Annotated in this window: 25 protein-coding genes; 9 read left to right on the forward strand and 16 right to left on the reverse strand. The window is 52.5% G+C overall.

Translation table 11 applies throughout. The annotated features are described in order from the left end of the window. Positions 1-92: 92 nt before the first annotated feature. The 3 genes from POG22_RS11290 to POG22_RS11300 all read right to left on the reverse strand — a co-directional run bounded on the left by POG22_RS11290 (position 93) and on the right by POG22_RS11300 (position 3,880). Positions 93-1,826, reverse strand: a complete 1,734-nt coding sequence (locus POG22_RS11290; RefSeq protein WP_498905313.1) for a GH3 auxin-responsive promoter family protein — start codon at positions 1,824-1,826, stop codon at positions 93-95. A 44-nt stretch (positions 1,827-1,870) separates the two neighbouring features. Next, positions 1,871-3,094 carry an MFS transporter gene (locus POG22_RS11295; RefSeq protein ID WP_063716815.1) on the reverse strand — a complete coding sequence of 408 codons (1,224 nt, stop codon included), beginning with the start codon at positions 3,092-3,094 and terminating at the stop codon, positions 1,871-1,873. A gap of 357 nt (positions 3,095-3,451) precedes the next feature. Next, a complete protein-coding gene (locus POG22_RS11300; protein WP_063716814.1) occupies positions 3,452-3,880 on the reverse strand; it encodes an NUDIX hydrolase in 429 nt (142 codons plus the stop codon). Here POG22_RS11300 and POG22_RS11305 point away from each other — a divergent pair. Continuing rightward, positions 3,879-4,019, forward strand: a complete 141-nt coding sequence (locus POG22_RS11305; RefSeq protein ID WP_498905315.1) for a hypothetical protein — start codon at positions 3,879-3,881, stop codon at positions 4,017-4,019. The two genes, POG22_RS11300 and POG22_RS11305, sit on opposite strands and share 2 nt — an antisense overlap. Positions 4,020-4,021: 2 nt before the next feature. Here the strand turns inward: POG22_RS11305 and POG22_RS11310 are convergent, their stop codons facing one another. The 3 genes from POG22_RS11310 to POG22_RS11320 all read right to left on the reverse strand — a co-directional run bounded on the left by POG22_RS11310 (position 4,022) and on the right by POG22_RS11320 (position 5,965). Then, positions 4,022-4,471: a DUF3531 family protein gene (locus POG22_RS11310; RefSeq protein WP_017662645.1), complete on the reverse strand. Its 450-nt coding sequence runs from the start codon at positions 4,469-4,471 to the stop codon at positions 4,022-4,024. Positions 4,472-4,509: 38 nt separating this feature from the next. Continuing rightward, complete coding sequence (locus POG22_RS11315) at positions 4,510-5,472, reverse strand: Sll0314/Alr1548 family TPR repeat-containing protein (RefSeq protein ID WP_082901518.1); 963 nt, start codon at positions 5,470-5,472, stop codon at positions 4,510-4,512. A 106-nt stretch (positions 5,473-5,578) separates the two neighbouring features. Continuing rightward, positions 5,579-5,965: a hypothetical protein gene (locus POG22_RS11320; RefSeq protein ID WP_498905317.1), complete on the reverse strand. Its 387-nt coding sequence runs from the start codon at positions 5,963-5,965 to the stop codon at positions 5,579-5,581. A 282-nt stretch (positions 5,966-6,247) separates the two neighbouring features. On the opposite strand from POG22_RS11320, the gene POG22_RS11325 reads away from it, so the two are divergent. From POG22_RS11325 to POG22_RS11335, 3 genes are all read left to right on the forward strand, one after another. Further along, positions 6,248-6,916 (forward strand): M23 family metallopeptidase, encoded by a 669-nt coding sequence (locus tag POG22_RS11325; RefSeq protein WP_063716812.1) that lies wholly within the window; start codon positions 6,248-6,250, stop codon positions 6,914-6,916. A 65-nt stretch (positions 6,917-6,981) separates the two neighbouring features. Further along, the gene (locus POG22_RS11330) at positions 6,982-7,257 is read left to right on the forward strand and encodes a hypothetical protein (RefSeq protein WP_063716811.1); all 276 of its coding nucleotides are present in this window, start codon (positions 6,982-6,984) and stop codon (positions 7,255-7,257) included. Positions 7,258-7,352: 95 nt separating this feature from the next. After that, positions 7,353-8,381, forward strand: a complete 1,029-nt coding sequence (locus POG22_RS11335; protein WP_498905320.1) for a leucine-rich repeat domain-containing protein — start codon at positions 7,353-7,355, stop codon at positions 8,379-8,381. A gap of 431 nt (positions 8,382-8,812) precedes the next feature. On the opposite strand, the gene POG22_RS11340 is transcribed toward POG22_RS11335, so the two are convergent. From POG22_RS11340 to POG22_RS11365, 6 genes are all read right to left on the reverse strand, one after another. Next, positions 8,813-9,373, reverse strand: a complete 561-nt coding sequence (locus POG22_RS11340; RefSeq protein WP_498905322.1) for a hypothetical protein — start codon at positions 9,371-9,373, stop codon at positions 8,813-8,815. Between the two features lie 111 nt (positions 9,374-9,484). Next, a complete protein-coding gene (locus POG22_RS11345; protein WP_498905356.1) occupies positions 9,485-10,309 on the reverse strand; it encodes a prohibitin family protein in 825 nt (274 codons plus the stop codon). Positions 10,310-10,410: 101 nt separating this feature from the next. Next, complete coding sequence (locus POG22_RS11350) at positions 10,411-10,833, reverse strand: Uma2 family endonuclease (protein WP_498905324.1); 423 nt, start codon at positions 10,831-10,833, stop codon at positions 10,411-10,413. After that, a complete protein-coding gene (locus POG22_RS11355; RefSeq protein ID WP_498905326.1) occupies positions 10,830-11,054 on the reverse strand; it encodes a hypothetical protein in 225 nt (74 codons plus the stop codon). The genes POG22_RS11350 and POG22_RS11355 overlap by 4 nt, the downstream gene beginning before the upstream one ends. A gap of 44 nt (positions 11,055-11,098) precedes the next feature. Beyond that, positions 11,099-11,380, reverse strand: a complete 282-nt coding sequence (locus tag POG22_RS11360) for a hypothetical protein (RefSeq protein WP_498905328.1) — start codon at positions 11,378-11,380, stop codon at positions 11,099-11,101. A 30-nt stretch (positions 11,381-11,410) separates the two neighbouring features. Next, entirely contained in the window at positions 11,411-11,725 is a 315-nt protein-coding gene (locus POG22_RS11365; RefSeq protein WP_498905330.1) for a hypothetical protein, read from the reverse strand. Between the two features lie 278 nt (positions 11,726-12,003). Between POG22_RS11365 and POG22_RS11370 the strand changes: the two genes are divergently transcribed. Further along, entirely contained in the window at positions 12,004-12,696 is a 693-nt protein-coding gene (locus POG22_RS11370; protein WP_498905332.1) for a Uma2 family endonuclease, read from the forward strand. An 81-nt stretch (positions 12,697-12,777) separates the two neighbouring features. Here POG22_RS11370 and glgB read toward each other — a convergent pair whose 3' ends face one another. After that, entirely contained in the window at positions 12,778-15,105 is a 2,328-nt protein-coding gene (gene glgB / locus POG22_RS11375) for a 1,4-alpha-glucan branching enzyme (RefSeq protein WP_498905334.1), read from the reverse strand. Positions 15,106-15,164: 59 nt separating this feature from the next. Between glgB and POG22_RS11380 the strand changes: the two genes are divergently transcribed. Then, positions 15,165-15,287, forward strand: coding sequence for a hypothetical protein (locus tag POG22_RS11380; protein WP_281166978.1), 123 nt, complete (start codon positions 15,165-15,167; stop codon positions 15,285-15,287). 61 nt (positions 15,288-15,348) lie between these two features. Here POG22_RS11380 and POG22_RS11385 read toward each other — a convergent pair whose 3' ends face one another. From POG22_RS11385 to POG22_RS11395, 3 genes are all read right to left on the reverse strand, one after another. Beyond that, positions 15,349-15,645 (reverse strand): hypothetical protein, encoded by a 297-nt coding sequence (locus tag POG22_RS11385; RefSeq protein ID WP_026097486.1) that lies wholly within the window; start codon positions 15,643-15,645, stop codon positions 15,349-15,351. A 204-nt stretch (positions 15,646-15,849) separates the two neighbouring features. Then, positions 15,850-16,545 carry a glutathione S-transferase family protein gene (locus POG22_RS11390; protein WP_498905337.1) on the reverse strand — a complete coding sequence of 232 codons (696 nt, stop codon included), beginning with the start codon at positions 16,543-16,545 and terminating at the stop codon, positions 15,850-15,852. Positions 16,546-16,679: 134 nt separating this feature from the next. Then, positions 16,680-16,988, reverse strand: coding sequence for a hypothetical protein (locus tag POG22_RS11395; protein ID WP_498905339.1), 309 nt, complete (start codon positions 16,986-16,988; stop codon positions 16,680-16,682). A 306-nt stretch (positions 16,989-17,294) separates the two neighbouring features. Between POG22_RS11395 and POG22_RS11400 the strand changes: the two genes are divergently transcribed. The 3 genes from POG22_RS11400 (at position 17,295) to POG22_RS11410 (ending at position 20,357) form a co-directional block, all read left to right on the forward strand. Continuing rightward, positions 17,295-17,804, forward strand: coding sequence for a hypothetical protein (locus POG22_RS11400; RefSeq protein ID WP_150128243.1), 510 nt, complete (start codon positions 17,295-17,297; stop codon positions 17,802-17,804). A 57-nt stretch (positions 17,805-17,861) separates the two neighbouring features. Continuing rightward, positions 17,862-19,733, forward strand: a complete 1,872-nt coding sequence (locus POG22_RS11405; protein ID WP_063715223.1) for a peptidoglycan D,D-transpeptidase FtsI family protein — start codon at positions 17,862-17,864, stop codon at positions 19,731-19,733. Between the two features lie 156 nt (positions 19,734-19,889). Then, entirely contained in the window at positions 19,890-20,357 is a 468-nt protein-coding gene (locus POG22_RS11410; RefSeq protein ID WP_063715224.1) for a DNA phosphorothioation-associated protein 4, read from the forward strand. Positions 20,358-20,471: the final 114 nt, after the last annotated feature.

Here is a 20,471-nt window from a genome sequence, read left to right on the forward strand (position 1 = left end):
ACGCTCAGATGGGGTAAGATGGTGATGGCTCATTGGTTCGATCTTCAATTAGGTAATTATTCATGAAAGATCGAAGTATAGCCGATGAGCCTTTATTCGTAAACCCACCGGTGTTGCATTTCATTTTTGAATCGGCGGAACGAAGAACAGTTGACTGAAAGATATACTTCTTGTTCGATCGCGACGCCGGTTAAAAATTGGCGATCTTCGCTGATATGGGGAAATTTGAGATGGTGTTCGGGAATTCCTCTCTGGAGTAATCGCTGGCGCACGAGTTCAAAACTTCCCGATGCTAAAACGCGCAAACGAGGCGGCGGTACCTGACTGCGACGTTTGAAAGCGTAAGAGGTGTGAATTTCTTGTAAGTGGCGATCGAACTGTTCGAGGAAGGCTTGGGGATCTTTCAAAGTTTGACCGGGTGATAGTTCGATATTGACTAAATAAGAGGGTGGCGTTTCGTTTTCTGAAAGGGTAATGCAAAAGTTGGTTAAAGCAATATCGAAGTCTTGCTGCAATTGTTTCATCACTTGTATGGCGTGGAATTCTGTCGTTTTCTCGCTCGTCGATGAGAGCAATCCTCCTCGGCGATGGCGAAATGTAATAACGGGGGTTTTGTGACAGAATCCCACCACTTCCACCACATCTCCGATGTCGTAGCGATATAAGCCGTTGTAGTTGGTAATGAGGATGCGATAGTGTTGTCCGATTTGGACTTCTTCGGCGAGGAGAGTCGTCGGTTGTTCGACGTTCCATTGGGAGGAAGGGACGAACTCAAAAAATCCCGATTCGATCGCGAGGATACTTCCGCTGTCGTTGAAGTCGCGGTAAATTCCGAAGGCTGTTTCGGAGGAAGAATAAATTCCGCCAAACACGGGGATGTCGCCAAAGTATTCGGGAAATCGCTGTAAGTAGAAATCGGAGGTTCCCCCCAACGCTGTCGTAACGAGGGAGAGATCCGGCCAGGCTAAAATCGGGGTGAGGCGTCCGGTGCGATCGCGAATTTGGCGGAGTTGGCGAGCGCGTTGGGGAGTCGGAGAGAGCTGACGTTCTAGGCGCGATCGCAAGTGGGGTTCGAGATTCAGCCAAGGGGCGATCGTACCGCGTTCTAAGTCGTCGATTAAGGAGTCAGCATAGGCTTCGAGATATTGTGCCAGTTGCAGTGCTAATACGGGAAAGTTCGCCCCGATAAAGCGGGTGTTGGGGTTGTTCAGAGCAAACAGCAGGCAAACGTAGTGACGTGCTAAGTTATCGCTGGGCGCGAGAGCGTCGTAAGGGTGGGCGAACAAGTGTCGTTCGAGAGCGTCGGCGTTTCGCAGGTGGTTCGCGCTGACGGGACCGTAAGGAATGCCTCCCTCGGTTTCGCCGAACCATTCCATCGCACTGGTAACTAGAATTTTCCCGAGCGATCGCCCGGTTGTCCGAAGGGCTTCGAGACCGAAACACAGTCCGGTACGATGGGCTTTGTTTCGCATTCGCTGCGATCTCGCGGTGACGGGAATGAGTTTTTTCTGACCCGTCGAACCGCTGGTCATGTTCATGTAGACGACGCGATCGCTGGTGAGGACGTTCGACTCGCCTCGGGCGATTTTTTCGGTGTACGGTTGATGGTCTCGGTAAGACAGAACCGGTACTCGCGCTAAAAACTCCTCGACGCTACGAATTTGGTTGAATTGATACCGACGACCGAATTCGGTGTTTTGGTGACGCCGCACCAGCGACAATAAAAACGCCCGTTGTACGCGGTTCGCCTGCTGGGTTTTTCGCAAAAACTGCCCCGTTATCGATCGCGCGTAGGGGCTGACGAGCGTTTGAAGAATACTGGACATAGACGTTGCTTCTGTCAGAACGAGGTAAAGGTAAACGGTAAAAGTTAGCGGTGGAACTTACTGCTGGCGAGTTGCAGCAAAGCGCTGGCAATGGCGATTTCGGCTGCGACGACAAAAACATCGGTATATCCGCTCTTCCAAATTCCCCCGAGGAGAATCGGCGCGAAAAACTGCCCCAGGGAGGCAAATCCCGTCCCCAACGCCAGCAGGGTCGATCGATTGTTCTCGGAGACGAGATCGAGGAGGAGGTTATACAGGTTAGGCATCACCAAACCGAAGCCGACACCGAAGCCGAACGCCGCCACCAGTGCCAGCCACAGGCTATCGACGACGGGAATCGTCGCCACGGTGAGCGCGATCGCTCCAAATCCCAACGCGACAGCCGCGATCGATCCGAACCGCCGCGCCACGGTATGGGTTCCGACAGCGGCGATAATGGCGGCACCGATGGCGCGAGTGGCTAAAATGATGCCGTTGGTGGGGGCATCGGCACCGATCGCCTCTTGGAAGTATTGCGGCGCGTAGGCGATGACGGTGTAGAACACGATGGAGGTGGCGGCGAGGTTGACGAACAGAACTAGCATTTTCCACTGCCGCAAATCTCGCCCCACGGAGGCAAGGGATACGTCGCCGAGAGTGCCGCCGTTGCTGCTGCGTTTGGGTTCTTTGACAATCCATAGGGTGGCGATCGCTACGGGAAGGGCGAGTCCGTAGAGGCTAAAGGCGTATTGCCAACCGATCGCGCCGAGTCCCCCTGCAATGAGGGGAACGACGGTCGTTGTCAGGGAAATGGCGCTGGTGGTGTATCCGATGAGGCGCGATCGCGTTTCGCCGTCGAACCAACTGGCCACCAATCCCAAACTTGCCGCTGAAATGCCGCCGTTGGCGACGCCGACGAGTCCCCGCACTACTAACAACGGCGTGAAGGTTCGTAGGAGTCCCCCCATCATTCCGAAGATGGCAAATCCGAGGAGGGACGAGACGAGAACGCGTCGTTTTCCGATGCGATCGGCCAGCAAGCCTAAAATCGGACTGGCGAGGGCGATGGTCAGTCTGGGAGCGCTCACTAGCAGTCCCGCCCAGCGAGGGTCGAGAGCGAGTCGGTCTACCATATCGGGAAACACCGGCGCGATCGCCGCTCCCGTTAGGGTGGTAATGCAAGCCGCCACCATCAATACGGCTAAAACGGGCTTTTGTTCGGGGGAAACTCCCGATGTTCTGGGTTTTTCTGGGGGTCGGACGCGATCGAGTTGGGTAGAATCCGGCATGGAGAGAGAGGGAGAGAGGGAGAGGGGGAGAGAGGGAGCGGTGCGTGACGATCGAGCGGTCTCACGTTCGCGGAAGTGGTGCGTAGCACTTTCGACACCCTATTTTTCAAGTGACGCACCCTACCACTCTTTTCTCTTCACTGAAAAGGATGCGATCGGGTATATTACCATTTAGTTATTAAAATTGCCGCCACGTTGCACCGTTTGGCATCAAAAGAACCCCAGTATCTTAACGATACGGGGGACTTGGTGCGTTTCGGGCCGGCTTCGACCCCTAAAAAATCTCTCCTACCTTGTCTTGACAAATCAGACTTTTTGTGTATTAAAGCCGAAGGAGAAGCGATCGCACTGGAGAAATTACAGGAATTTTGAAAAGCCTTCGGGGTATAAAATTAGTTCGTTCGATCGAAATTTTTCAATGTCGATCCACATGGCTTCTTTTTTGCGTTTTCCTTCTGAAAAAGGAATGCGATCGATGTCGTACAACTTCGGATCGACAAAATCGCAACGATATAGCTGAATGAGTTCGTGTCCCGTTTTTCCTTTATATTTAAAGATATTCTCGAGGCAGCCCAGATATTCAATATTTTGTAAATCGGCTTGAATTTCTTCTTGAAATTCTCGTTGTAGTGCGTCGATACTCAGTTCTCCAAAATCGACTCCACCCCCTAAAGCGCGATAGAATGTTTGCTTTTTTACGCGATCGAATCCTTCTCCTACAAACAATCGATCGCCGTCGCGAATTAATCCCAATGCTAAGACGCGAATCGAATTGGATTTACCCATGAAAACTGAAAGCGAACTGCAAGCTGAAAATACTTTTACGACTTACGCAATTTCAACGGAAATTTCGATACAGGTTCGGTCGGTGGACGTTATCCACCCGAGGTTCTCCGTTCCATCGTCGCGATCGATGCCGAACTGAGGTTAATTATAATCGGCAAATTGCGCTTCGTGAGACTCGGGAATCGGCCAGTCTTCGTTTTGTCCGCCGATAATCAACCGCTCGATCGAAACGTAATCGAGACTCAGTTGACGCAGTGAGTTCGCCAAAACATCGAGGGCGATCGCGTCGCTGGTTCCCAAATCGAACCAACACCGCCCCCAATTGGCACAATACTCGAACTCGCCCATATTGTGCATCAACGCCAACATGGAATCGTCCGCTACTCGCTCGCTATAGTCCATATAGCCGATTTCTAAGCCTTCTTCTTGCACTTGCAAGTTTTCGGCGTTGAACCCTCCCAGTTTTCCGATGAAAAACCACGAGTCGAAGAGTTCTTCAATATACTGCTGTTCCTGTGGCGACGGCGTGGTGCTGAATTCGATCCAAAACCAAACGTCGAAGGGATTGAATTCGCGAAACTGGACTTGCATACTTGACGGGCGCACGAGTTGAGCTTTCCTAGGATACCTCACGACGCCTCGGGTGCGTCACCGTTTTCCTCTACTTCCCGCTGGGCTTTGTTGCGTTCCCGTTCGATCTGACGGACTAAATCGTCGAGTAGTTGTTCTCGCATCGCCAAGGCGCGATCGAACCAGGCCAAACTTTCGGCGTGTTGACCTTTTTCGACGTAAATCTGACCTTTAAGATACATGACTTCCGGGTTGCTCGGTGTCAGTTCCAAGGTGCGATCGACGGCTTCCATCGCTTCGTCGAGACGCTCTAAATCGCGATATCCTACGGCTAACCCCCGTTGCGCCAAATATTCCGGAGCGGCGTGTTCTCGCAAGCGTTCGATGGGGCGATCGGGATTGGCGAAGGGAAGCGACACCGCTAACATCAAATCCATGTAGCCTTTGATGATGTTGAGTTCGGGATCGGTGGCGTCGATATCGGCGGCGCGATCGAGATGTTGAAAAACTAATTGCAACTTCTGTAATGCTTTGGGAACGCCACGCACCACCCCTTCTGTTTTGAGGATATACCCCCCTTCTAAAAAGTGACCCACCGCCAGATAAATATTCCCTCGCAGGGGATCGTTTTCCAGTAAAGCGTCAGCAGCGGCGAGAGTCGCGGCGGCGTACTCTTGAAATTCCGCCTCGAGTTCGTCGGGTTCTTTGAGGTAGAGTAGTGAGGCTTTCATCGCCGGAACGATGGGATCGTCGGCTTCGCTCTCGAGTGCGTCGTCGAGGTAGGCTTCTGCGTTGGGATAGTGGCTGTCTTTGAAAAACGCCTCGAACGCCTTTTCTGTTTTATCGCCGATGTCGTGGGGATTTTCGCTGCGAAACGGATCGCCTGCGATCGCCACAGACGCCAGCGAACTCACTGCCAGCATCAGCGCACTGGTTCCGCCGACGAGGAGCGATCGCACCGAAGCCGAGAGGCGATCGTCTCCGAAAATCCCTTGCGTCATCATGGTTTCAAGAACTCCCACAACTCCATTTCCGTCAGTATAGTTTACGGATTTCAGCCTTGACCACTGTGTAGCCGGGGAGAGGGGAAGATAGGTGAACTTCCTTGTCCCCCTTGTCTTTCCCTCATCACTCCCTAGAGGCCCCATCGCGACGGCCGAGTTCGTAGACACCACCGCTTATGCAGGCGATCGTGCCGATGCTGACTGCCCAACTGCGACCTAAGCCGATTTCGACACCATACTCGAACAAGCCGCCGACGAGGAGGAAGGGGACGATGCTGAACAGCGAGGCGTAGAAGGCGTTTTGGGCTTCGCGGCCGCGACGGGTGCGATCGAATTCTTTTTGGGAGGTGTAGAGCGATCGCTCGGCGAAGTTAAACCACTGCATCAGGCGATCGGCGACCCATTCGCCCACGGGGAAAAAGCCCAGATACAAGGCCAGCGACCACAATGTCGTTCCGGCGAGAGTGGTGGTATCGATCGCAATCTGGAAAGGGAATAATTCTGACAACATAGTAAATTCCTGAGAAACAGCGTCACGAAAGTTTGAAGTTTGGGTCTAAAAGTTAGAGTCTGAAATGGGTGTTTGAAATCGATCGCATCGAGCGATCGCCCCTTTAAAAAATATTAAAGAGAGTTTTGAACGATTGTAACGAAGATTAGAAACCTCGTTCTGTGACAGTTGGTACGAGGCGATCGCCGATCGCTCTCTCCCGAAATGCCAATCTTGACAAACCCTTAAAGGCAGGCTACAAAATCGGGGCAGATTCTCTCTTCACAAGTATTTTCACAACCTATGTCTCGGCTGTCTCGGTTAGATCGTGCGTTAGCGCCAACAGAACGACAATCTGTCGTGCGTTCCCTGGTTTCTCGCGTCGTCGGCCATCTCTCTCGGCGATCGAAGGCGATCGCTGCTTTTGCCCTTCTCAGCGGTCTCAGTGCGATCGTTTGGAACGGACGCCCAGAATCGGCGACGGCGACGAGTTGGACGACTACCCCTTCTTGGGCGGGGGCGTCTTTCCCCGTGGAAAACTTTCAAGCTTATACGTCTCCTTTTGGCTATCGCCCCTCCGCGACAGGTGGCGGCGGCTACGAGTTTCACTCGGGATTAGACATCGCCGCCCCAGAAGGCAGTTACGTGCGAAGCTGGTGGGCGGGTGTCGTGGTGGAAGTTATCGACGACGATCGCTGTGGCGTCGGTTTGGTGATTCAGTCGGGAGACTGGGAGCATATTTACTGTCACATGGGCGGACAAGTACAGCGACTTAACGGCCGGAAAACGTTGCTCGATCGCCGGGGCGGAATTCAAGTGATCGAAGGACAGGAACTTCCCGCCGCCGCCCGTATCGGACGTGTGGGAATGAGCGGACGCACCACCGGCCCTCATTTACATTGGGGAATGCGCTACGGCGATCGTTGGGTCGATCCGGCGTTGGTGTTGCGGGCGATGGTGGCGGAGGGGTGAACTGCTGTTGAGGCCGTTTAAAATACAGATCGAAGATTCGATCGAACCTCTCGGGAGACTCCATCATGAACGCGATCGCCGAAACCCGACAGCAACTTACTGAAGTCCTCTCCTGGCTGTTATTCCTCGTCGCCTTAGTCCCAGGGGGATTTATCGGCTATAAGTTCCGTAACAACGGCCTTTGGATTGCGGGGGGGTTACTGGCGGCTAGTTTTCTGATTCCCTTCCCCACGAAGGAAATCGCCATGTTGTCTCATCGCGGCTTCGCCAGTTTCGCGGTGGCGGCGGTGGTGGGATATGTCGTCTATCGCTGGCGGAATCGCGAAGCGGACGCCGAGTAATCGATGGGTTCGAGATCGATACAAACTGACCGGATTTTCGTTGGTGAGAATTGCTAGAGTGTGAAGAAATCCAGACAATACAGTACAGAGAAGCCATGAAGGGAATACTGCGCGGAATTGCGATCGCCGGTATTGTGACAACGTCCGCGTTTGGGGGAGGACTCCAGGCGCAGGAGGTGCGTTCTTTTGCAGCGTGGTGCGAGGAACGGGACAGCCTCGAACCCCAGACGCAAAAGACCATAGAAGTGATGTTGCGTCGTGCCGAAACCACGGATTGCGCGGCGGCGGAAACGCAATTACAGGAAACGACCGATCTCAACCTCAGCGCCCAAGGATTGACGGATTTACGCCCCTTAGCTTCCCTGACGCAGTTAACTCGGCTGGATTTGAGTTTAAACGAGTTGTCCGACCTGTCGCCCCTGTCGCGGTTGACGAATTTAGAAGAACTGCTGCTGAGTCACAACCAAATTTCCGATGTGAGTCCTCTGGCGACGTTGAACTTGCGGAAGTTGAATCTCGATCGAAATCAAATTGAGGATATTTCTGCCCTCGACGGTAAAATATCTCTGGAAGTTCTCTTTTTAAACGACAATCAAATCGAAAATGTCGAACCGTTGCGGGATTTGATTAATTTAAAAACGCTGTTTTTAAACAACAATAAAATCGCAAATATTGACCCTTTAAACAGGTCGATCGATTTACGAACGCTGTCCCTCAACGACAATGAAATTGAAGATATCACGCCGTTATTTCCGTTAACGAAAATGTACGAACTCCACCTCGACAACAACAAGATTGTCGAGTTACAGGGATTGCAGCAGATGGCATCCCTAAACGAATTGTATTTAAACGGCAACGATATCGTCGATATTTCACCGTTGGCTGCGTTAACGAATTTGACAGAGTTGTATATCCGAGATAACGAGATTCGTAATATACATATTTTGCCGCAAATGTCAAGTTTGAACTGGGTGGATTTTCAAAATAACGACATTTCCGATATTTCCCCGATTGCGACGATGAAAACCCTTGTTCGGGCGATTTTCGTGGAAAATCCAGTTGAATCGGGGACTTGTCCGATTAATCCCAGTTCGATTTGTCAGTTTGATGCAGAGAATAGTTAGGGCTTGCTGAATAAAGCGCGAACCCTTATGAAAAAGGGATTTTAAGGGAGTTGACTCGACAAAAATCTTCAGTTTTCGGCCTTGGTGGGGCAAAAATTCGGGAAAAAATATAGCAATCCTAAATGGTTTGCGGAAACAGATCGGCTGAAAACCCCATACCGCAATGATTCATATTGAAAACAATCCGCAAACGAAGTCATACTGCTATAGCGAGCCAGACGATCGTATTCTCCACCCTCCGATCCCCTGTTCCCTATTTTCTGTTCCCTGTTCCCTCCCCTCACTTTAAAATCTAATACTTTTTCAGCAAATCCTAATTAAGTGCAAGGCTTACGGATTTCGTAATTTTGGAAACTTTGAACTTAGAAGCCAGCTTTCTGTACTTTTTTCGGATTGATTTTGCACTTTAAGTTCGGAAGAGCCGTAATTCCTCAACGGTTTCTCAACTGCGTTTCCAGGGTTTCCACATCTTCAGCCAGAACGATCGCCAAGTGACCGATGACGGGTTCCATACCGTCTCGTTCCGTAATCTCAATCCAATAGCCAAAGCGATCGCCCTTCAACAACACCCCCCGATAAACGTCCTGCATCTCGCGTCCGGCGGGACTCACGTAGTCGTAAACCACCTCAGCATCTCGATAATCCCGGTAGACATCGAGATCGTAGATCGATCGCAACGTCGAAACCAGGCGATCGCGCGTCACCCCATTTTCATAATCGAGAACTTCCAGGCGTTCGCTGCGGATGTAGCGTCCTCCCACCACCAAATTCGAGTCTGTCGGTAACGTCTTCAAGGCGGTAAACGTAAACCGCTGACCCGGAATATCACTGCGACTGACGCGCAAACTCCCCTCGAGTCCCCGAGGTAACAGCGGATTGGTTTGAATCCAAGTTTGCACTTCTTCGACAGTTTGACCCGGAAGCGCCAAACTCGGCGAGGTTCCCACAAGAACCCCAGCGATCGATCCCAGTGCGAATTTCCAAACAGCCATCTCAGTTTCGGTTAAAAAACAACCGTAGGGACGTTACCGAAAACGTCCCTACCCAGAGCAAAATCGAAAGCCTGTCGTCACAACTACAGGAGTTCCGAACCGAATTCCGACTTACATCGCTTCGTCTTGCACGTCTTGTAAATCGAAGAGGAAGGGAATCGCAGGAGAGTCACCCCCCAACACTAGCACTTTCGGCATTTGTGCGCCGCCTTCGCGCCAGGCTTGAATCGTCTCCTTCTGCAACACCAAACGTCCCCCTTGAGATTTCAGGGTTTCCGCTAACAGTTTTTGCGCTTCTGCTTTCCCTCGGGCGCGGTTGATTTCCGCTTGGGCTTCTTGTTCGGCTTCTTGAGCGATGTAAACCGCCCGTCGCGCACGCTGTTCGGCGATTTGCTTCTCTTCAACGGCTTTGGCGAACTCCGTGGAGAAGTTCAAATCCACGACGCTGGTATCGAGAACGATAACGTCGTATTTCTCCAGTCGGCTTTGCAACGCGATGTCGAAATCCTTTTTCAGTTCGCTGCGCTGGGTGATACTTTCTTCTGCGGTGCGTTTGGCTGCGGCGATTTTAAACGCCTCTTGGGTTTGGGGGGCGATAACTTTCGAGACAATGTTGGCCAGGGTGCCTTGAGTGCGTCGCACCTCTACCACCTTAGCCGGATCGAGCCGGAAGTTAATCGCGAAGCGTCCTTTTAAGTCTTGTAAGTCTTTCGTCGAACTTTGGGCGGGAACTTCAAACTTCTGCACCGTTACGTCGTAGACATCGACTTTCGACACTAAAGGGGGTTTGAAGTGCAAGCCTTCGAGTAACGCGCCGTCTCTGGCTTTCCCCAGAATGCTGATGACGCCAGCTTCGCCGGGGGAAATGATGACGAAGGAACTAAATCCGATGAGGGCGATCGCGGCCAGGATGACGCCGATGAGTATCGATTGTATGTTCGGTGAGTTGGGTTGTGCGCTTTTCAAGGTTGCCTCTCCTTTCGGTGCGGTCGGTTTCCTTACTCAGGGTATCGCACGGTTTGAGAGTCGGTACAGCGTTAGGAGGAACCTTCGGTCTCTAGTTGCGCTGTCACCCAACGCCGAAATTCTCGAAATAGGGTGGTTTCTCCCACGGTTTGGCTTTGTTCTAATATTTCGGTAGCTTTGCTGGCGGGTAAGATGGGAAAGGCGATCGAGCGATCGATTTCGATATAGTTCCCGTCTTGCAGTTGCAGAAACGTCACTACACCGCGATCGCACCGCCAAATTTCGGGAACCCCCATCGCGCCGTAAATAGCTTCTCGATTCACGGAACTGCTGGTAACGTCTACTTCGATAATTAAGTCTGGCGGCGGATCGTTGGGGAGATCGATCGTGCGTTTTCCTTTAACCTGTTGCTCGTTCTGAATGTAGAAACCGGAATCGGGTTCCGAACCCCGTTCTAAATCTTTACGTTTGAGTGTTGTCGAACCTGCACTCAAGACTTCCCAATCGAGAACGTCTGCGAGGGAATCGATAAAATTCGTTTTGGATTTTCGTGTTCTAACAACGGGGTCATTATTTCTAAAAAGCCTCGATCGTAATGGAGGCGGATATTCCGTTGGTCTCCCAAGTCTGCTAACAAGCGATCGTAAGTATCCCAACTAACATTTTTCAGCAATACTCGACCTTCTAAATTCACTAGCGTTGTCGCGATCGTCATTTTCGCAATCCTCCCGTTTTCACGAAATTATACTCTAGGGATTTTCAAGCTAAAGCTTTTCCTATATTTTTTAAAACTTTGAGTACATTGTAAAGATCGTTTTCGGGATTGAGTAACGAAAAGAGGCGAAAATGGGCGTACTTAGGTGAGGCCGATCGAACCAACTTCAAAAAGAGAAAATCAGTTCCGTTACAAATCGCACCAAATATAGGGCGATCGTCGTTCGGACTTGCCATCATATACGTAAGTGCTTGTCCGATACCCACATTGACCGAAAAATCGCTCGATTTAGATTCCAATACCAACAACCAAAGTTGTTGTTGCAACACCAGCACGTCAATACGTCCGCGAATAATTTATTCCTCATCTTTTCCCTGTAACTCGATACTCGTTTCTGACTCAATGCGAAACGGTTCTCGATAAAATCCTGTCAAATCGAGCAAGGGTGACACGACAACCATCTTGACGCTATTTTCAAGCAGGGGCGGTTTTTGTAGCAAGCTGAGAAAATTGATTTTAACTCGATCTAAATCTTGCATTTCCCGCTCTATCAAAGGAATAGAGCCAACGGATAATTCGGTAAAAAAGTCCGGTTCTGTTGAGAGCGTCAAGCCATAGCGATCGCGCAGATCGACAACAGAAACGTGACGAGATTGCAGAACTGAAACCATTTTTAGTGCCTTCCACAATTAAATTTCAATAAATCTCTATTTACGAACAAATTTGCCGTTTTTAAGCCAGAATAAATGTTCTAATTTTTTGAACGAAATTCGTTTTATTTTGAAATGCTTTATTTTATCTCGTTTTTTGAAATGTGTCTATATGACGATTGTTATATCAGTGCTGTTTTTGCTTGTTTAAAATTTATGAAATTAACTCGATCTAGAATTCCAAATTAAACTATTTGAACTACAATAAAGATATTCTCTGTAGAATTTACCGAACGGCTATGACCATTGCAAAAGATAAATCAGCCGTCATCTACCCCGACAGCGACGGAAAACCCATGTCCGACAATACCAAACAATTTCGTTGGATTGTTACCATCAAAGAAAACCTAGAAATTCTCTTTGATGACCGTTCCGATGTCTTTGTCGCGGGTGATTTGCTGTGGTATCCCCAAGAAGGAAATAACCAATTATGCCAAGCCCCCGATATTATGGTGGCGTTCGGACGACCCAAAGGCGATCGCGGTTCCTACAAACAATGGGAAGAAGCAAATATCGCCCCGCAAGTGGTGTTTGAAATCCTCTCGCCGGGAAACACCCTCAAGGAAATGGCGAAAAAGCTGAAGTTTTACGAGACTTACGGCGTAGAAGAATATTATATCTTCGACCCCAATCGCATCGATTTTAGCGGTTGGTTGCGCTGCGAAGACGGAACCCTCGACGTAATCGATCGCCCGGAAAACTGGACGAGTCCCCGCCTCGGTATTCGCTTTGAACTCAAAGACGACAACTTAACGATTTACCGTCCCGACGGCGAGCGGTTTTTAACGCCGACGGAACTCTCGAAACAGGTGGAAGCCGAACGACAGCGAGCAGAAACCGAACGACAACGAGCAGAAACCGCAGAAGCCCGAGTTCGGGAATTAGAAACTCGTTTGCAGGAACTCGAACAAAATCGAAATCCTGAATCCTGACGTTAAAAATCCAGCCCGATCGCCCACAACCAGATCCCCGGACTCTCCAAGATTCCGAGGATCTTCACCAAAACCGATCGATTATTCCGTCTCCGTCGCGTCTACCGTTTGGGTGTTTTGAGAGCGATCGAGCTTGAACATCAACACCGACATCGGGGGCAAACACAAATCCAGGGAGTACGGACGATTGTGGAACGCCCACTCGTCCGTCCATTTACCGCCCAAATTCCCCATATTGCTACCGCCGAACTCGCCAGCGTCGCTGTTAAACAACTCCGTGTAAAACCCAGCCTCGGGAACCCCGACACGATAGTGGCTGTGAGGCTGCGGCGTGAAATTGCACACCGTCACAATAAAGTCCTCGGAAAACTTATCGCGACGAATAAACGAGACGACACTGTGGCTGTTGTCGTTGCAGTCGATCCACTCAAACCCCGGTTCCTCGAAATCCTGACTGTGTAAAGCCGACTCCCGCTTGTACAGAGCGTTGAGTTGGCTGACAAAGGCTTTCAGTTGTTTGTGGGGTTCGTACTGCAACAGATCCCAATCGAGATCGCCCCAAACGTTCCACTCACTCCACTGCCCGTACTCCATACTCATAAACAGCGTCTTCTTGCCGGGGTGGGCGAACATATAGCCGTACAAACAGCGCAAGTTGGCGAATTTCTGCCATTCGTCCCCCGGCACTTTCCCCAGCATATTGCTCTTACCGTGGACGATTTCATCGTGGGACAGCGCCAAAACGTAGTTTTCGCTGTGGTGATACCAAATGCTGAAGGTGACGTTGTTTTGGTGGAACTGGCGAAACCAGGGATCCATGCCGAAATAGTCCAGCATATCGTGCATCCAGCCCATGTTCCATTTGAGGTTGAAGCCTAACCCGCCGACGTAGGTGGGCCAAGACACCATCGGCCAGGCGGTGGACTCTTCGGCAATGGAGAGAACGCCGGGATAGTAGCTGAACAGCAGATGGTTGACTTGACGCAGGAAGTCCGCCGCTTCGACGTTCTCGCAACCGCCGTATTTGTTGGCAATCCACTCGCCATCTTCGCGATCGTAGTTCAGATACAACATCGAAGCCACGGCATCGACGCGAATGCCATCGATGTGGTATTTGTCGAACCAAAATAGGGCGTTCGCCACTAGGAAGTTCCGTACTTCGTTGCGGCCGTAGTTGAACACCAAGGTTCCCCAAGATTTATGTTCCCCCTGACGAGGATCGGCGTGTTCGTATAGGTGGGTTCCGTCGAAGAAGGCCAAACCGTGGCCGTCTTTGGGGAAGTGACCGGGAACCCAATCTACGACGACACCGATGCCGTTTTGGTGGCACTGGTCTACGAAGTACATGAAGTCTTCCGGGTTGCCGTAGCGGGAGGTGGCGGCGTAGTATCCCGTGACTTGGTAGCCCCAAGAGCCATCGAAGGGGTGTTCGGCAATAGGTAGCAGTTCGATGTGGGTAAAGCCGAGGTCTTTGACGTAGGGAATCAGACGGTCTGCTAGTTCTTTATAGGTTAAAAACCGCGCTCCCGGTTTGAGGTCGGCGACGGGAACGGGAGGCAGGGGGTTGCCCAGGTAGTCGGTTCCCGGTTCGTCGTAAGACGCATTGAGCCAAGATCCCAAATGGACTTCGTAGATCGAGACCGGGGACGTCATGGGGTCGGTGTTGCGCCGATGTTCCATCCATTGGCCATCGTTCCAGGTGTAGCTGTCCACGTCGGCGACGATGGAGGCGGTTTTGGGACGGACTTCTTGTTGGAAGCCGTAGGGGTCTGATTTTTCGTAGATGTGGCCGTCGAAGTTTTTGATTTCGTATTTGTAGTGTTCGCCGACGCCGATTTCGGGAATGAAGAGTTCCCACACGCCGTTCCCGCGTTTGGCCATTTGGTGTTTGCGACCGTCCCAGTGGTTGAAGTTCCCCAGGATGGAGACGTTGCGGGCGTTGGGGGCCCAGACGGCGAAGTAGACGCCTTTGATGCCGTTTTGTTGGATGGGGTGAGCGCCGAGTTTTTCGTAGATGCGGTGGTGGTTGCCTTCGGCGAACAGGTGAATGTCGAAGTCGGTGAGTTTGTGGGAGCGGAAGGCGTAGGGGTCGTAAATGACGCGCTCGTGACCGCCTTGTTTGAGACGAAGTTGGTAGTTGAAGGGGAAGGGGTCGGGGTCTTGTTTGTCTACAACGCGATCGAGTTGGCACTCGAAGAAGTGGGGATGGTGAACTGACTGCATGAGATAGCTTTCGCGTTCTTCGGGAAGCACGACCCAAGCGGCTTCGACGTCGGGAAGGTACGCTCGAACCACCCATACGGATTTACCGTTTCGCTCGACGGGGTGAGGGCCGAGAACGGAAAAGGGATCTTGGTGGCTGTTGTGAACGATGCGATCGATTTGCTCGGTGGCGATGGTTATAGACATGAAGCTACCCGTGTAATGTCTCGTCTGTATTTTTTTACGCGATTTTGTCGTTTTTTGTTATGAAGGCTCCGGTTGACGCCGCTGTTTTGGGAAATTTGAGGAAAATCGACGCCGATGCCCCTGCGGGAAACTATACCTGGAATCTTTACAGTTCGGAGCTAACGATTCAGGATTTAAGATAGCGCATCTTGCAACAAATCTTTACGTTTTACCGCGATCGCGCGATCGCGGTATCGTAGACGTTCAAAATGGGGTCACGGTGCGGATCAGTTTCAGCAGTCGCAGCAGAAAGATGTTGTATCGCACGTCCGAACTTAGCTGTGGCGGATCGTTGGGCTGCTGGAGTTCGGCTTGCAGTCGGGCGTACTCGGCAGGCGTCAGGGGTTCTCCGTCGATGGGCGATCGCGCCTCGAGTACGATTTCGGTGCGTAGGATTTCTTCGGGGGGATCGTCGGGAGGTGGCAGAGCGCGGGCGATCGCACTCCACGATAGGATCGCTGGAGCGATCGACATTGCCCAACAAACGGTTAGCTGCTTCATCGATGGCTTGGTAGGTCGCAACGGTTGAAACCGTCAACGCTCTCTCGGATTCGATTGCCACTTTCGATCGATTGTTGTATTGACAAAATAGAATATTTATGCTATGCAACCCGATCGAAAGAAGATGTTGAAGAGATCGAGGTCGGTCTGTATCGGCTTCGTCGCCAGTCTACTGGATTTCACCGTCGATTCGACGTTTTCGATTCAAGCTTTTTCGATCGAGCCGGTTTCTTCGAGTCCGGGGGGAAGCGGTTCGTCGCATTGCTGGTGAACTGCCACCAAACGCTCGAACAGCCAGGGGTAATTTTTGCGATAGTGAGGAATCAATGCCAGGGGACTGAGTAACCCCGCCGCTGCCAAATCCGCGACACTGAGGCGATCGCCGACGAGATACGGACGCTCTTTCGATCGACTTTCGAGATAAGACAGAGCTAAATTCAGGCGCTCGCGGGCGAGTTCCACCGCAGCCGGAGTAATGGAATACTGAAACCGCACCACGCGCACCAGCAATTGACTGAACCAGGACGAATCGATCGATTTTCCCTCCCCCGCCCGAAAATCGTAGTAAACAAAGCGCGTCGCCGTGCCGATGCTCTCGTCGAACCAATCTTCTAACATCCAGGCTTGGCGATCGATCGCCTCGTCGCCGAACGTCAACGGCGGATCGGGATAGCGAATTTCCAAAAACTTTAAGATTTGCGTCGAGTCACCGATGGCCTCCGGGGCGTCAGGATGCTGAGGGAGTAACGTGGGAACCGTCGTTAACCCCGTCAGCGGCTTGAGCTTTAACGTGTGAGCGCCGGGGGTTAAGTTGTCCACATCGTAGTCGAGGCGTTTGTAACCTAACGCCAGACGGATTTTACGGCAGTAGTGAGAGGTGCTGAATTGCAGTAACTGCATTCCCAAACCGGACAGTGAGAAAAGTGTTAGGAGCGAACGAAGACGCGATCGCGTCTCAGACGCCTGTTGCGTCGGTTGCTATCCCAAACGCAACAGATGCGCCAACCAACTATCGAGGTGAGTCAAATCGAGGCTTATTCGCCGGCCGGAGCCTCTTCCATACCCTCTTCAGCGGGAGCCTCTTCGGTCATACCCTCTTCAGCGGGAGCTTCTTCAGTCATACCCTCTTCAGCGGGAGCTTCTTCAGTCATACCCTCTTCAGCGGGAGCTTCTTCAGTCATACCCTCTTCAGCGGGAGCCTCTTCCATACCCTCTTCAGCAGGGGTTTCCGTGGTGGCGTCCTCGGGCGCCTCCGGTGCCGTGGTGTCGCCGCCAGTCGCACAAGCGCCGAGGGTCAACGTCATGCCGAGAAGAATAGCCGTGCTGAATGCTTTGAATTTCATGGTGATACCTCTGTCGGTGAAACACAAGTGAGATGGTTTACGTAAAACCGCGATATCGCGATAGTATTCGCGATCTTGTAATTTAACCTAAAGTTAACTCAAAAACTTAATTCAAAAATTTAACACAGTATCTAACGGCTCGATTCCGCAAAGGGGTCTCGTTCCTTGCAGGAAGCGGAAATCACAGTGCTAGGATGGTGAAGACTTCGATCGAGTCCGAAACGTCGCTGAAAACCCGTCGATTCAACGGAGATTCTGTTGCGATCGCCGGCTTTAACTTTATTTTCTCTCGTCTTGGTGGTGTTTATGACTTACGCACTTCGTTCTGCGTCTGTAGTGTCCGAGCGTCCGTCTGTCCGGTCGTCTCGGGTCGCTCCGCTCGATGCCGCCGGTCGATTTCAGCGATCGCGCCGTCGTCGGTCGAGTGCAACCCGAGTCGTTCCCCTAAAACCGCCCCTCCCCGCCGTCTCCGAAAAAATACAGAATTTGGGGCGAGTACGGCGCGTTACAGCAGCTCTCAGTGCGACCCTTGCGGCAACGACCCTAGCCCTCTACGGCAGCACGGTTTACACCCAACATCACTGGAATCGAGCGGCCAGCGATCTCGAGCGCCTGCGGGAGAACGAACGCCAACTGACCGTCGCAACTGAAGCCTTGCGACAGCACGTCTCGGAACTGACTGCCGAAGAAAACACGGGACTCGACACTTCGATCCGCGATCGGGCAGTTTACATCGAACCGGCGTCTCCGCGTCCTCCCGTTGCGGTTCCCCCACCCCTGGCCGAGCCGTCCGTCCCCTTTCCCAGCGCGTATTAATGGAGTGCGGAGGCAAGAGTGAAAGAGTTGAAAGCGCTTGACTGAGGAATCTTGTCGATGAGCGATCGCCGATCGAAATCGTCCCGCATCAAATCTCGCCGACCGGCCGAACGGTCGCGCGTTTCCCCTCCTCCCCAAAGGTCAGCGCGTTCGGCTTCTCGGGCAAGAAGACTCTGGGGGCGTCGTTGGTTTGAATTCCCGATCGTTCGCGACGCAGTGGCGACGCCGTCTCACCGACGAGTGACTATCGTTTGGGCGTTGCTCGTGGCCGCCGGTGCGGGATTGACCCTCAACCTACTCGGCTTACAACTGTTTCGAGCCTCGACCCTGCAAACTCTCGCCGGACAGCAACAACAGCGACTGCTAGCTGACTTCGTCCCTCGGCGTACGATCGTCGATCGCCAGGGAGTTGCCTTAGCCATCGATCGCCCGGTATACACTCTCTACGCCCATCCCCAACTCTTCGACGTCGCGTTGTCGGAGATGGCGCGATCGCTCTCGCCGGTATTGGGGCGATCGCCGCTCGACCTCGAAGCCGTTCTCGCCAGTTCCAACAGTGGCGTACGCGTGACGGACTTTCTCTCAGAAACCTCTGCCGAGCGCGTGTCTCGCCTGGGATTCGACGGCTTGGAACTGGTACGACACGCCGCTCGCTTGTATCCTCAGAACGAACTGGCCGCAGCAGTTGTCGGATACGTCAACTTCGACGGAGACGGCCAGGCGGGCATCGAATACAGCCAACAAGACCGCTTGCGCCGTCAGGTCGAGGTCGTCGGCGACACCGACGGAGAAAACGGCATTCTCGATCGCAGCGCCCCACCGTTCGTTCGACTCGATGACTTGGAATTACAGCTAACCCTGGACTCGCGCCTGCAACGGTCTGTCCGTCAAGCGTTAATCGCCCAAATGGAGCAGTTCGAGGCCAAACAGGGAACGGTCATCATCATGGACGCCCGAGACGGCTCGCTGCTGTGTTTGGTGTCCGAGCCGTCCTACAACCCCAATCGATACTACGAAACACCGGTCGAACGCTTTAAAAATTGGGCGTTGAGCGATTTATACGAGCCGGGATCGACTTTCAAGCCCATTAACGTGGCGATCGCCCTCGAAGCAGGAGCCATTCGCCCGACCGACACCTTTTACGACCCAGGGCAAATTTTCATCGATGGCTGGGAAATCGCCAACTACGACTACGAAAGTGCTGGCGGACGCGGCCAGGTGAGCGTGACGGAGATTTTGCGGGATTCGAGCAACGTCGGGATGGTTCGCATCGTCCAGCAGATGGACGCCTCGGACTATTACGACTGGCTCGAACGCATCGAACTCGGACGACCGACGGAAATCGATTTGCCCTTTGAAGCCTCCGGTCAGCTCAAATCCCGAGAGCAGTTCGTCGCCTCGCCAGTCGAAGCCGCCACGACCTCCTTCGGACAAGGATTTGCCATTACACCGATTCAGTTGGTGAAGTTATACGGCGCTCTGGCCAACCAGGGCTATCTCGTCACGCCTCACGTCGTTCGGGGATTGAGCGACCCCCGAGGCAAACTCCAGAAAGTCGCTTGGCAACCAGACCCCCAACGTATCTTTTCCTCCGAAACGGTGCGATCGGTCTTAGCCATGATGGAAGAAGCGATCGAGTCGGGAACCGGTCAGAACGCGAAAATTCCCGGTTATCGCATTTCTGGAAAAACGGGAACGGCTCAAAAAAGCCGTCAAGATGGAGGGGGCTATTCAGAGTCGGCGGTCGTGGCCAGCTTCGTCGCGGTATTCCCCACCGACGATCCCCGCTATGTGGTCTTCGTTGCCTTGGACGAACCGAGTCGCGGAAGCGGTGGTACGGCCGCCGCTCCTGTGGCACGAGAAGCGATGGAGATGACCATCGCCGTTGAGGACATACCACCGAGCGATCGAGATGGGGAGATGAGGTGATGGGGAGAGGGGGAGAGGGGGAGAAACGTTTACCTGTTAACGGTCTTCACTCTTCACTCTTGATTCTTCCCTGACAGACGCGCACCGACTCGTCCTCCGGTCATCTCATCATCCGGTCATCTCAAATTTGTGAAAGCCAAAGGAGAAAATAGGACTATGGTGCATCGCGTTCGCGTCGCCAAGGACAAGTCTGAATTCGTTCGGAGATCGGTCGCCGCCGAAGCCACGGGAGAAGCGATCTTTCAAACCTATGCCGATTTGCTGGCGTTTGCGGCAGCCCTGGGAATGAAACGACGGCAGAAATCGCCCGTTCGGGAGGTGTCGAACCGAGAACCCGCGCCGATTGCCTTGGAGGTCTTCGTATCGCGAGGTTACGATCGCCTGTTCAACCTGTTGGCTGCGGTGGAGACGGGCAATCCGACGCTGTTGTCCCCGACAGACACTAACGCGATCGCCGCTCGGGTGGCGTTATTTGAAGCTTACGCCAACGGCGGCTTGGAAATTTTACAAGAAGAGTTGCGGGGAGCGATCGATTACGGCGAACGCCTGCTGTTAGTCATGCTGATGGAACGGGACGCTGAAGACCCAAAGACCAACAGTTTCGATTTACCGAAATGGGGGTGAAGCATTTCGCCCCCTACTCGTTCGGCGTCTCCACTCCCACACCAAAACATCGGCCGACAGATCCTCTGAAAACCTGTCGGCCGATACTCACGTTGTCGAACTCGAAAAAAGCTC

It is taken from the genome of Geitlerinema sp. CS-897 (genome assembly GCF_028368005.1).
In the GTDB taxonomy this organism is placed as follows: domain Bacteria; phylum Cyanobacteriota; class Cyanobacteriia; order Cyanobacteriales; family Geitlerinemataceae; genus Baaleninema; species Baaleninema simplex.

What these genes read in the sequence shown, in the direction of transcription:
- POG22_RS11405 (WP_063715223.1), top strand. Translation starts at nt 17,862, where the DNA reads ATGAGCGATCGCCGATCGAAATCGTCCCGCATCAAATCTCGCCGACCG.
- POG22_RS11365 (WP_498905330.1), bottom strand. Translation starts at nt 11,725, where the DNA reads ATGGTTTCAGTTCTGCAATCTCGTCACGTTTCTGTTGTCGATCTGCGC.
- POG22_RS11310 (WP_017662645.1), bottom strand. Translation starts at nt 4,471, where the DNA reads ATGCAAGTCCAGTTTCGCGAATTCAATCCCTTCGACGTTTGGTTTTGG.
- POG22_RS11410 (WP_063715224.1), top strand. Translation starts at nt 19,890, where the DNA reads ATGGTGCATCGCGTTCGCGTCGCCAAGGACAAGTCTGAATTCGTTCGG.
- POG22_RS11355 (WP_498905326.1), bottom strand. Translation starts at nt 11,054, where the DNA reads ATGACGATCGCGACAACGCTAGTGAATTTAGAAGGTCGAGTATTGCTG.
- POG22_RS11390 (WP_498905337.1), bottom strand. Translation starts at nt 16,545, where the DNA reads ATGCAGTTACTGCAATTCAGCACCTCTCACTACTGCCGTAAAATCCGT.
- POG22_RS11325 (WP_063716812.1), top strand. Translation starts at nt 6,248, where the DNA reads ATGTCTCGGCTGTCTCGGTTAGATCGTGCGTTAGCGCCAACAGAACGA.
- POG22_RS11305 (WP_498905315.1), top strand. Translation starts at nt 3,879, where the DNA reads ATGAAAACTGAAAGCGAACTGCAAGCTGAAAATACTTTTACGACTTAC.
- POG22_RS11370 (WP_498905332.1), top strand. Translation starts at nt 12,004, where the DNA reads ATGACCATTGCAAAAGATAAATCAGCCGTCATCTACCCCGACAGCGAC.
- POG22_RS11295 (WP_063716815.1), bottom strand. Translation starts at nt 3,094, where the DNA reads ATGCCGGATTCTACCCAACTCGATCGCGTCCGACCCCCAGAAAAACCC.
- POG22_RS11335 (WP_498905320.1), top strand. Translation starts at nt 7,353, where the DNA reads ATGAAGGGAATACTGCGCGGAATTGCGATCGCCGGTATTGTGACAACG.
- POG22_RS11380 (WP_281166978.1), top strand. Translation starts at nt 15,165, where the DNA reads ATGAAGGCTCCGGTTGACGCCGCTGTTTTGGGAAATTTGAGGAAAATC.
- POG22_RS11300 (WP_063716814.1), bottom strand. Translation starts at nt 3,880, where the DNA reads ATGGGTAAATCCAATTCGATTCGCGTCTTAGCATTGGGATTAATTCGC.
- POG22_RS11400 (WP_150128243.1), top strand. Translation starts at nt 17,295, where the DNA reads ATGACTTACGCACTTCGTTCTGCGTCTGTAGTGTCCGAGCGTCCGTCT.
- glgB (WP_498905334.1), bottom strand. Translation starts at nt 15,105, where the DNA reads ATGTCTATAACCATCGCCACCGAGCAAATCGATCGCATCGTTCACAAC.
- POG22_RS11290 (WP_498905313.1), bottom strand. Translation starts at nt 1,826, where the DNA reads ATGTCCAGTATTCTTCAAACGCTCGTCAGCCCCTACGCGCGATCGATA.
- POG22_RS11330 (WP_063716811.1), top strand. Translation starts at nt 6,982, where the DNA reads ATGAACGCGATCGCCGAAACCCGACAGCAACTTACTGAAGTCCTCTCC.
- POG22_RS11340 (WP_498905322.1), bottom strand. Translation starts at nt 9,373, where the DNA reads ATGGCTGTTTGGAAATTCGCACTGGGATCGATCGCTGGGGTTCTTGTG.
- POG22_RS11320 (WP_498905317.1), bottom strand. Translation starts at nt 5,965, where the DNA reads ATGTTGTCAGAATTATTCCCTTTCCAGATTGCGATCGATACCACCACT.
- POG22_RS11385 (WP_026097486.1), bottom strand. Translation starts at nt 15,645, where the DNA reads ATGAAGCAGCTAACCGTTTGTTGGGCAATGTCGATCGCTCCAGCGATC.
- POG22_RS11395 (WP_498905339.1), bottom strand. Translation starts at nt 16,988, where the DNA reads ATGAAATTCAAAGCATTCAGCACGGCTATTCTTCTCGGCATGACGTTG.